The sequence below is a fragment of the Coleofasciculus sp. H7-2 genome (assembly GCF_042747725.1).
Lineage (GTDB): Bacteria > Cyanobacteriota > Cyanobacteriia > Cyanobacteriales > FACHB-T130 > FACHB-T130.
Window position 1 is genome coordinate 1 of sequence record NZ_JBHZGO010000071.1, and the last position, 7648, is coordinate 7648.

Below are 7648 nucleotides of genomic sequence, written 5' to 3' on the forward strand. Positions count from 1 at the left end.
CACATCTTGGCAGGTCAGCTTAACTCGTTCTCGTCAATCAGGGCGAGCGTTTGTCGCAAGATCGCCGCTCATAATCTCGCCTGGTTCTTGACGCACTGAGCTTCTGACCCCCTAGCACTCGAGGTTCGTAGTAAAAAGCTACGGGTTTAGAAAAATCGGTTTGACCTGCGATAGGAGCGAACGGGATTAATAGCTTCCATTTGTCAAGCAACTTTTTTCCATCTTTTACATCGCTGCTATCTACGAATTTTAGTCCAATCTTTTGCATAAACCAACATGGAACCCCTTTACTTTTAGGCGTATAGTTTGATAGCAGACCAAACGGTTTCCGCACGGATATTCTGCCACTCAAACGTCTACTATTATCCTCTTTAGTGGCTAGTACTTTTCGAATAATGGAAACGGCTTTGCTATGACGGATGAAAGTAGGATATTCATTAAGCGCTCGAGATGAAGTAACTGGCTGACCGTTATAAAAGTTTGTTACTTCACAAGGTCCTCTTTCGTCGCGTTCCCAAAGGAAATAACAAATCCCGCCAGCTATATCTACCCCTGGGAAGACGTCCGGACTGTTTTCAAAGTCTACAATCTTCCGAATCCTATCATCGTTTAGCATTTCGGCGCGAAACTCATCCAGTCCTTTGCCGCCCGCAAACCAGCGTGATGGAACAATCATAGTCATGTAACGCGGGTTTAGTTTCTTGGCCTGTTGCACAAAGAGCTGATATATTGGTTTGGCACTTGTGCCCGCACCTCCACCATCATTCAGTTGATACGGCGGGTTTCCAACTATCACATCAAACTTCATCTCGAATAGCTCCTGTGGGTCTTTAACATGGATGAACCTGTAGGCGTGGGTCTCGAGTTCTTCGCCGCGCTCGTACTCCTCACGGCTAGCACCGCAAAACACGCAGCGCCCTCCCTCCCATGTGTGCTTCGTGCGCTCGAAGCGGATGTTTCCTTGCTCATCACTAAAGGTTTCGCAGACGGAATATTTGCCGTTGGCGGTCTTCGAGCAATAGACGCTGCGACGCGAGAGCAGCGCCGTCAGGTCGGTGATGGCAAGGCCGAAAAGCTGATTTTTGAAGATGTGGTTGATGCGCGTTAGGCGGTCGGGTATTTTGGACTCGAGGCCCGCGTCTAGCCGCCTGGCGATTTCGCGCAGAAACACGCCTGACTTGCAAACAGGGTCGAGAAAGCGCGCATTCTCATCGCTCCAAAGCTCGGCGGGCAACAGGTCGAGCATCCGGCCCGCCATCTGCGGCGGTGTGAACACCTCGTCGTTGCTGAGGTTCGCCAGACAGGTTAGCACGTCGGGATTGTGGGTGTTGAGGCGACCACTGCTAAACATCGGCTTGAGCCACCTTGAGAAAATGAGTGGCGGGGTATTCGCGCACCGGCAAGGGGATAAACACGGCATCTCCTAGGTCGGAAGACAGGGACGGTTCGGCGAACAAGGGGCGGGCGTCGGGCGTTGGGGGCATAAGTTGGTGAAACGCGAATACGCGGCGCTTGAGTAGGCTGCCACGCACCGGCGACCACTCGGAAAACTCGATGGGCTGCGGGGGGTTGCCTACCGTTTGTAAAGTGAGCGCGTCACCCTCTACGATGTTTTGCTCGAGGATAAAGTGCACCGCAGCGCGACACTGCTCTCTAGCTTTTCTTTTGAAACGGGCGCTGTAAACTACGTCAAAAATCTCGAAGAGCCGCTCTCTACACGCGTTGACGTTATCTGCCAAAATATCAATGCCGTAAACTGAAGAAACGGCTAGCACCGCATTTCTCTCGTAATCAAGTTGGCTACGGACATAGCGCACTTCTACAATGTACAGCTTACGAGAAAGGACTTCAGCGAGAAAATTCCCTGTGCCGCAAGCCGGTTCTAGGAACCGTGATTCAATGCGCTCGGTTTCCTGCTTCACTAAGTCAAGCATGGCGCTGACTTCCCGCTGGTTGGTATAGACCTCACCATGCTCGAGCACTCTTTGTTTAGAAATGATTTGGTTGCCCATCCACCCACAATCTTAACTGAGCTGTCAGCTCTCGCTCGTCTTTAAAGACCTTGTACTGCTCTTTAATTTAAGCCAGCTCTAAGCACCCTTGGCTTCGGCATGAGCTGTCACGACTCCACAGAAGGCAATCTGAGTGTCCTCTAGGCCGTTCTTTGCCCGCTCTAGTTGGGAGAGAAGAGGGGCGGCCATCATGCCGCCTCTCCCCATGTGTCCCACTCGAGCCCTTCATCCTGAATGATGGAGGGCAGCTCTTCCTCTGTCCCTTCCGCTGTTAACCCAGTAAACACCCTTGCAACTCGTCTACACTGTCTACTAGCAATCTGTTATCAAGCCAAGGGCGCTCATTTGAGTACCTTTCGAGTAACACGTACCGGTTTGGTAGTAGTGTGTTTGCTGACCAACTCAAAGATAGCGGCCACAATACTCACCCCGACTGTGCTCACATTAGAAATTTCACACTGTACTTCACATTTACGTCTAAAAGTATTACACTTGCACTACTAGCAGTAATCCTTAATGGGGAGATATTCACTGCTACCACTTGGAAGTTGGTGCCCCGTATGACTACAATAGGCAATCCGCTAATGGCGCAGCCGCCAACGGAAGTTGCCCTTAACGACGCCCCCCTCGTAAGGGTATTGTCGCAGCTTCGCTTTCCAAAGATTACTGCGATTGTAAAAGACGATTTTATTGCTTCATTTCAGGAGGCAATTCGAAAGGAGTATCCAATACTCCGACCTGATGAAGGGCAAGATATTCTTATTGGGCTGGAAGGCGTACAAAGTCAAGCAGTCAAAGTCTGGCGCTTTAGTGACATAGAAGGTAAGTGGCGAGTATCGCTAGGTTCGGAGTTCCTTGCTATAGAAACAGTTAGCTATACAAGTAGAAATGATTTTGTCGAGCGACTTGAAAGGTTATTGAAAGCTCTAAAAGATCATATAGGTCCGCAAACCATTGATCGTTTGGGCGTTCGGTATATAGACAGGTTTCAAGGCGATGCTTATGACCAGCTGGACTCGCTCATTCGGGGTGAAGTAGCTGGGATTCTAAGTAGCGAGCTGGTAGAGTTTTCTCAACAAACCATTAGCGAGAGTATTTTTAGAGTGCCCGATGAACCTTGGATTATGGCAGCTCGCTGGGGAAAGCTTCCTGCACATGCAACAATAGATCCTAACGTGCTCGAGCCCATCGAGACTGAAAGTTGGATTCTAGACCTTGACGTATTTCATGCACAAGCTCGTCCATTAGATGTTGTGGAGCTGACGGCTCAAGTTAGATTCTTTGCTGAGAGGATTTATACTTTTTTTCGCTGGGCCGTCACAGAAGAATTTCTTCTTCGATATGGAGGCGAAAAATGAGTGGTGTGCTAGAGCATATCCACACTAAACTTTCCTATAACCTTGGCACTTCCGCTATTGGAGCGATGCTGGGAGCCAAACGTCTTGTATCAACTGTGAAAATAGGCGGTTATTTGCCTATTGAGAACACACTTTCTGAAGTGCTACCGGACTATTGGTTAATTGATTTAGGAACATCTACGTACACATCCCGCGCTTTACGAGCTCCTTCCTCTTCAATACATGGGCAGAACACGCCATCTGATGAAGAAGCTCGCACAAACGAGGTAACACGAGTAGCGATAATGGAACTTCGCCGCCTGAGTGGATTAGCATGGGATCAGCTTGCTCATCTATTTGGCGTATCGAGGCGCAGTATGCATCTTTGGGCAAGTGGAAAACCGATGAACACTCAGAACGAAGAACGGCTTCATCGATTGCTAGCCCTTGTGAAGCACTTTGATCGTGGTAGCGCAGATGAGAACCGCAGACTATTATTAACGCCTGTAGACAGTGGGGAAAACCCTATAAAACTTTTAGCCAAGGGCGATTTCGAAAGAGTTTCTGAGGCGCTCGGTTCTGGTATCGGAGAACGTATGCCTTCAAATAAGGCGATTTCTGCTAGTTCTTGGGAAGGACGGCTACCTTCCAAACCGGAGTACTTGATAGATGCCCTTCACGAGACTATTCACCGCGATCCAGGCGGGGTTCGTATTGCCCATGTTAAAAGGGCTAAAGGATAGTGAGCCTAGCGGGTGCCCGCGAAGCCGAACTACAGAGAGTTGGTGAGGTGCTTGCATCTTGGCGGCAAGGGGACTGTCACGTTGGGGAGGCTTGGTTCTATTTCCACCTGGAACCTACATTACCCATAACCCCCGAAGCTGAAGAAGCTGCTATGGGTGGGGCGGATATCACCGGAGTCCAAGTATATGGTTTTGCAGTGCTGACCCAAACGTGCGATATCGTTCGGGATTGCGAGCAACGGCCATTTATTGAAGTTGCCCCACTGGTTGAGGTAGACGAGGGACGATTGGTGGAGATTCAGCGGGGTTACAACCCAAGATATGCGTATATACCAGGTATAGCTGAGCGACGCCTAGTTGCCGACCTTGATCGAGTTATGACCGTAGAAAAGACAGTTATCGCTAGATGGGAACGGTTTCCAGGATGTCAAACAAACGAGGAAACGAGGAACTTTGCTAGCGCAGCGTCAAGAAAACGAGCAAGGTTCGCTTTTCCGAATGATTTTAACCGCTTTGTACAACCTCTCCAAGACCGCATTAAGAAGAAGCACATGAAGGACTCGCTAGAGGGTGATGCCTTGCGAGCCCTCCATGAAATTCGTGTCCGTGCTACACCAGATTGGGACGCGGATACTATTGAACTAACATTTTTCTTCATCCGCGATGTAGAAGACGTAACGTTTCAAGGAAGGAACTGGAGCAGTTTGTTAGAGCTTTGGCTTGGACTGCATCACACAGAGGACCGCTATAGGCAGGTTTATGGGAGTGTCATCACCTATGACGACCTAACGGCGCGAGAATACCTGGAGAGTGATCGGTTAGATCTTGACCATCTCTCACTCACGCGATAGAGCGACACATGCGCTCCTACCCATTTTGGGCTTTTTATGGGAAAAGCAGTCCGAGAACCCATCCTTGTAGTCGCCTGAGGCACAAGAGGTTTGCAGCTCAGGCAACTTAAATGAGCTTTATGCTGCTACTTCCATACTGTAAACATCCATGGTTCGGATCTTGTACCGCGCCAACTCCCACTCGAGCCGCGCCACCTCATAGGCACACCGCGCTTCGGTCAAGGTGTCCTCAGCTTCAGCTAGGGCGGTGTACTCGGCACACAGCTCGAGCCGTAGCCTAGCGTCACGTTGCGCCTCGTTTTTCCCCTCGACGCCTTCTCGGAGCCTCAAAGCTTCAGCCAACTCTAGGGCCCTCTTAGCTTCAGCGTGTGCCGTCACAGCGCCGCAAAGGTCGATTTGAGCATCCTCTAGGCTGTTCTTAGCCTGCTGTAGTTGGGAGAGAAGAAGGGAGGCGGTCATGCCGCCTCTCCCCAGGTATCCCACTCGAGCCCCTCATCCTGAATGATGGGGGGCAGATCATCATCTGCCCCGTACTCGTCAGCGTTTACTTCGGCGTAGAGGGCTGCTAAGTCCTCCTCAAAGTCGGCTTGCACCTCGATGTCACCGCCGATGTAACCCATGCAGCGTTGCACTTCAGCAAGACCGTAGCGGGCAACTTCAGAACCGTCTTTAGCGGCGGCTTGGAGCGTAGTAACAGCTTGCTCGAGAACGAACGCGACTTCTTCGGGGAGGGTGTGGGGTGCTAGAATCATCTTGAATCTCCTACTTGGGATTTCTAAAGGGCGCTCATCTTGGTGGGTGTACGTCCTTTAGTGCTCTTATATTACCACGTTTGCCGTAACATGTCAACATATATCGTTATGACGCTTTTTGTGGTAATATGTAGATGAGCGGAGGTACAGGTACGATGTCGGCAATGCCTATACGTTGGAAAGTCAAACCCATCTTGGAAGCTCATGAGACGAGCACCTACCGTTTCTGGAAGGCGTCGGAGCTTTCTCGAGACGTGGCCTATGCAATTGCGAACGGCACGCACCCGGCGCTCGACGCGGGCGTTATAGAGAAGGTTGTGCCCTATCTGCGCGACCTAACCCAAAACGAAGCACTGCAAATCGGTGACGTTGTGGAATACGTCGGAGAAAGGGCGTAAAGATGGCACGCAAACGCAGCACGAGGCGCGGTAAGGGTGAGGGCTCTGTGTTTGAACAAGCTAACGGTACCTGGCGCGGCAAGGTCACGGTGGGATACACAGAGGACGGTAAGCAGCGCTTCAGGTGGGTCTCTGGCAAGACGCAAGCTGAAGCGCTCGCCAAGGTCGCCGAGATAAAACAGCGCCTTGCGAGCGGCACCTTCTCGGATACCAAGCTCACCGTGAAGAGCTACCTCGAGCAGTGGTTAGACGAGAAGGCGCGGCACGTTAAACCCAGCACGGTCGACACTTACCGCCGCCTGAGCACCGTTCACATCATCCCCAAGGTAGGGCGCAAAGGACTGGACAAACTTACGCCGCTCGACGTGCAGAACCTTATGGGGGAGCTTGCCGACAGTACCGGGGTACGGACTGCGAACGCCTGTAGAACACTTCTCTTCAGCGCTTATAAGCAGGCGATACGCTGGCAACTCGTGGCCCGCAACCCGGTAGAGGCAACCGACCCGCTACGCGCTGCCCATAAGGACACAGTGCTATGGAGCGGCGCACAGGCCGCGCACTTTCTCGACAGCGCACGCCCTCACCGGCTGTACGCTGCCTTCTACCTCGTGATGGCGACCGGGCTACGCCGTGGCGAGCTGCTAGGGTTGCGCTGGGAAGATGTAAGCGAGCGCGAGCTCTACATCCGGCAGCAACTGACCTATAGGGAGGGGGCTTTCGTGTTCGCCCCTCCCAAGACCGCGCAGGGAACCCGGCGCATAGCGATAACCCCCGATGTGTACGCCGTGCTCGAGGCGCACCGCAGGGCGCAGGAAGCGCAGCGCGCCGACCTTGGCGAGATGTGGCCTAACACGGGGCTCGTGTTCGTTTCCGAGGTGGGCACGCCCATACACCCACGTAACTTTGAACGGAGTTGGGGACAGCTTAAGAAAGCCGCGAACATGCCCCCGGCGCGGCTTCACGACCTGAGACACCTGCACGTGTCGCTACTGGTTAAGCAGGGCGTAGACCCGCAAGCCATAGCCGACCGGGTAGGCCACAGCGACGCCTCTTTCACCCTGCGCCGCTACTCTCACATGTTCGAAGAGCACCGGGAGCGCACCGCGATAAGCCTAGCTACGCTCTTGGGTGTCAGCATGACGGGGCAGACGAATTGAAAACCTGTAGGTGCAAATAAGGTGCAAACCGACCCCACAAAGCAATACCCCCGCACACGGCGGGGGCTTTCTTTTGCGTTCTACACAGCTTTTCTCTTGGTGGAGCTGAGGGGATTCGAACCCCTGACCTCGTGAGTGCGATTCACGCGCGCTCCCAACTGCGCCACAGCCCCATTAAGTCCTTGTGGGTCCCGCATTCACGTGCGTCATGCCGCACGTACAAAGGTGAGTGTATCACACCAAAGCGCTCCCTTGTAAACCCTTCGGTTCTCAGGGTGTGTCCTAGAAATCGGCTAAGAGCTATAGTAGGCCATGAGCGACTTAAAGAAGAGCATGGAAGGGCTGGTCGAGAAGCTGGAGCAAGAGAGCAAGCAGGTCAAGAACCTTGCCGAACTAGA

At 52.4% G+C, this 7648-nt stretch carries 9 protein-coding genes and 1 tRNA gene; 5 read left to right on the forward strand and 5 right to left on the reverse strand.

Annotated elements, in window-relative coordinates:
• Positions 1–37: 37 nt before the first annotated feature.
• Both ACFW2W_RS14235 and ACFW2W_RS14240 read right to left on the reverse strand, forming a co-directional pair.
• On the reverse strand, positions 38–1351 hold the full coding sequence (locus ACFW2W_RS14235) for an Eco57I restriction-modification methylase domain-containing protein (RefSeq protein WP_378179056.1): 1314 nt from the start codon (positions 1349–1351) through the stop codon (positions 38–40).
• Positions 1344–2012, reverse strand: a complete 669-nt coding sequence (locus ACFW2W_RS14240; protein WP_378179059.1) for a DNA methyltransferase — start codon at positions 2010–2012, stop codon at positions 1344–1346. The genes ACFW2W_RS14235 and ACFW2W_RS14240 overlap by 8 nt, the downstream gene beginning before the upstream one ends.
• A gap of 584 nt (positions 2013–2596) precedes the next feature.
• Here ACFW2W_RS14240 and ACFW2W_RS14245 point away from each other — a divergent pair.
• Genes ACFW2W_RS14245 through ACFW2W_RS14255 form a run of 3 tightly spaced genes read left to right on the forward strand, consistent with a single transcriptional unit; the run spans position 2597 to position 4943 of the window.
• Positions 2597–3370 (forward strand): TIGR04255 family protein, encoded by a 774-nt coding sequence (locus ACFW2W_RS14245; RefSeq protein WP_378179062.1) that lies wholly within the window; start codon positions 2597–2599, stop codon positions 3368–3370.
• The gene (locus tag ACFW2W_RS14250; protein WP_378179065.1) at positions 3367–4092 is read left to right on the forward strand and encodes an XRE family transcriptional regulator; all 726 of its coding nucleotides are present in this window, start codon (positions 3367–3369) and stop codon (positions 4090–4092) included. The genes ACFW2W_RS14245 and ACFW2W_RS14250 overlap by 4 nt, the downstream gene beginning before the upstream one ends.
• Entirely contained in the window at positions 4092–4943 is an 852-nt protein-coding gene (locus ACFW2W_RS14255; protein ID WP_378179068.1) for a hypothetical protein, read from the forward strand. Before ACFW2W_RS14250 ends, ACFW2W_RS14255 begins: the two co-directional genes overlap by 1 nt.
• 117 nt (positions 4944–5060) lie before the next feature.
• Here the strand turns inward: ACFW2W_RS14255 and ACFW2W_RS14260 are convergent, their stop codons facing one another.
• Positions 5061–5402 (reverse strand): hypothetical protein, encoded by a 342-nt coding sequence (locus tag ACFW2W_RS14260; protein WP_378179072.1) that lies wholly within the window; start codon positions 5400–5402, stop codon positions 5061–5063.
• The gene (locus ACFW2W_RS14265; protein ID WP_378179075.1) at positions 5399–5695 is read right to left on the reverse strand and encodes a hypothetical protein; all 297 of its coding nucleotides are present in this window, start codon (positions 5693–5695) and stop codon (positions 5399–5401) included. The genes ACFW2W_RS14260 and ACFW2W_RS14265 overlap by 4 nt, the downstream gene beginning before the upstream one ends.
• Before the next feature lie 155 nt (positions 5696–5850).
• On the opposite strand from ACFW2W_RS14265, the gene ACFW2W_RS14270 reads away from it, so the two are divergent.
• Positions 5851–6093, forward strand: a complete 243-nt coding sequence (locus ACFW2W_RS14270; RefSeq protein WP_378179078.1) for a helix-turn-helix domain-containing protein — start codon at positions 5851–5853, stop codon at positions 6091–6093.
• Between the two features lie 47 nt (positions 6094–6140).
• Positions 6141–7250, forward strand: a complete 1110-nt coding sequence (xerC, locus tag ACFW2W_RS14275; RefSeq protein ID WP_378179081.1) for a tyrosine recombinase XerC — start codon at positions 6141–6143, stop codon at positions 7248–7250.
• A 97-nt stretch (positions 7251–7347) separates the two neighbouring features.
• Here the strand turns inward: xerC and ACFW2W_RS14280 are convergent.
• Positions 7348–7423 (reverse strand) — tRNA-Ala (locus ACFW2W_RS14280).
• Between the last annotated feature and the right edge of the window lie 225 nt (positions 7424–7648).